General features: G+C 75.2%; 3 protein-coding genes. 2 read left to right on the top strand and 1 reads right to left on the bottom strand.

Going from position 1 to position 2,227, the window contains the following annotated elements:
* Positions 1-419, bottom strand: a 419-nt coding sequence (locus KS423_RS43900; RefSeq protein ID WP_224285280.1) for an SWIM zinc finger family protein, incomplete at its 3' end; no start/stop codon positions are given.
* A gap of 189 nt (positions 420-608) precedes the next feature.
* Here KS423_RS43900 and KS423_RS43895 point away from each other — a divergent pair.
* Both KS423_RS43895 and KS423_RS43890 read left to right on the top strand, forming a co-directional pair.
* Positions 609-1,691 carry an AAA family ATPase gene (locus KS423_RS43895; RefSeq protein WP_224285279.1) on the top strand — a complete coding sequence of 361 codons (1,083 nt, stop codon included), beginning with the start codon at positions 609-611 and terminating at the stop codon, positions 1,689-1,691.
* Positions 1,688-2,227, top strand: a 540-nt coding sequence (locus KS423_RS43890; RefSeq protein WP_224285278.1) for a DUF5682 family protein, incomplete at its 3' end; no start/stop codon positions are given. The genes KS423_RS43895 and KS423_RS43890, both read left to right, overlap by 4 nt.

The raw sequence follows: 2,227 nt of genomic DNA, 5'->3' as shown, positions 1-2,227 counted from the left end.
CCGGCCGCGACCCGGGCGCCGCGCTGGGCGGCCCGGCGGCGGGCGGCCTCCGGGTCGGCCTGCTTCTCCACGCGCTTCTCCGCGCGCTCCTGGCGGGACTTGAGCCACTCGGCCACCCAGTCGGCGGGTTCGCCGGCCGGGACGGCCTCCGGGGATCCGCTCCACAGCAGGAGGAGCCCGAGCGCGTGCTTGCACGGGAACTTCCGGCTGGGGCAGCTGCACTGGTAGGCGGGCGTGGCGAGTTCGATCGCGGTGCGGTACGGCGTGCGGCCGCTGCCCTTGCACTCGCCCCAGAGCGCGGTGCCGTCGGTGCCGGTGCCGGACCACGGCGCGGGCGCGGAGAGCTTGCCCGCCGCCTTCTGCGAGGCGGCGTCAGGTGCCAGGGACAGGACGTGTTCGGTGCTCCAGCGTTCCTCCATGCGACCGACCGTAGGCGGCGGCACTGACAGCGGCTGACGGTCCGTCCGCAGCCCCCGCCGGGTCGGCTGCCGATGTCAGTGGCCCGGTGCAGGGTGGTTCCCACAGGCCGGGACGCCGACCTGGCTCCCCCCGATCACCCTGCCGCCCAGGGCACCCGTGTGCCCGGCGGCCGACCCGAAGGAGCCCCCATGACCGACGTTCTGCGGCAGCACGCCGAGGACGCCTTCGCCGGTGAACTGGCCGCGCTGGCCGCGCAGGACGACCGTCCGCGCCCCGAGCGCTGGAAGCTCTCGCCGTGGGCCGTGGCGACGTACCTGCTCGGCGGCGAACTGCCCGACGGCACCCGGATCACCCCCAAGTACATCGGTCCGCGCCGGGTCGTCGAGGTCGCCGTGACGACCCTGGCGACGGACCGCGCGCTGCTGCTGCTCGGCGTGCCGGGCACCGCGAAGACCTGGGTGTCCGAGCACCTGGCCGCGGCGATCAGCGGCGACTCCACGATGCTGGTGCAGGGCACCGCCGGCACCCCCGAGGAGGCCGTCCGGTACGGCTGGAACTACGCCCAGCTGCTCACCCACGGGCCCAGCCGGGACGCCCTGGTGCCCTCGCCGCTGATGCGGGCGATGGCCGACGGCAGGATCGCCCGGGTCGAGGAGCTCACCCGCATCCCGGCCGACGTGCAGGACAGCCTGATCACCATCCTGTCCGAGAAGACCCTTCCGGTGCCGGAGCTGGGCTCCGAGACGCAGGCGGTGCGCGGCTTCAACGTGATCGCCACCGCCAACGACCGTGACCGTGGCGTCAACGAGCTGTCCAGCGCGCTGCGCCGCCGCTTCAACACCGTGGTGCTGCCGCTGCCGGGCTCGCTGGACGAGGAGGTCGACATCGTCACCCGCCGGGTCAACCAGCTCGGCCGCTCCCTGGAGCTGCCCGAACTGCCCGGCGGCGCCGAGGAGATCAGGCGCGTGGTCACCGTCTTCCGCGAGCTGCGGGCCGGGATCACGGTGGACGGCCGGACGAAGGTCAAGACCCCGAGCGGCACCCTCTCCACCGCCGAGGCGATCTCGGTGGTGACCAACGGACTCGCTCTGGCCACCCACTTCGGCGACGGCGTGCTGCGCGCCGGGGACGTGACGGCCGGGATCCTCGGCGCCGTCGTCCGCGACCCGGTGGCGGACCAGGCGGTCTGGCGCGAGTACGTCGAAGGGGTGGTGCGCGAGCGCGACGGCTGGAAGGACTTCTACCGCGCCGCCCGCGAGGTGACGGTATGACGACCTCCGAGGTCGCCCTGCTGGGCATCCGCCACCACGGCCCCGGCTCGGCCCGGGCGGTGGCCGCCGCGCTGGCGCAGTGGCGGCCGGACGCGGTGCTGATCGAGGGCCCGCCGGAGGCCGACGGGATCGTCCACCTGGCCGCCGAGAAGGACCTGGTCCCGCCGGTGGCCCTGCTCGCCCACGCGGTGGACGACCCGGCGAAGGCCGCCTTCTGGCCGTATGCCGAGTTCTCCCCGGAGTGGGTGGCGATCCGGCACGCCGTGGAGCACGACCTGCCGGTCCGCTTCATCGACCTGCCCGCCGGGTACGGCTTCGCGCCGGCCCCGGAGGAGGACGCCGCCCCGGAGACGGCCGCCGAGGAGAGCGCCGAGGGGGACACTGCCGAGGAGGACGGCGCCGAGCCGGTCGCCGACCCGCTGGCGCTGCTCGCCGAGGCGGCCGGGCACGACGACGCGGAGCGCTGGTGGGAGGACGTGGTCGAGCACCGCGCGCCCGGCGGCGACGCGCTGGCGCCGTTCGCCGCCGTCGCCGAG

Source organism: Streptomyces sp. LS1784, from assembly GCF_020103755.1.
Classification (GTDB): Bacteria; Actinomycetota; Actinomycetes; order Streptomycetales; family Streptomycetaceae; genus Kitasatospora.
The sequence above is the reverse complement of the archived record's forward strand: the minus strand, read 5'-3'. Positions and strand labels throughout refer to the sequence as shown.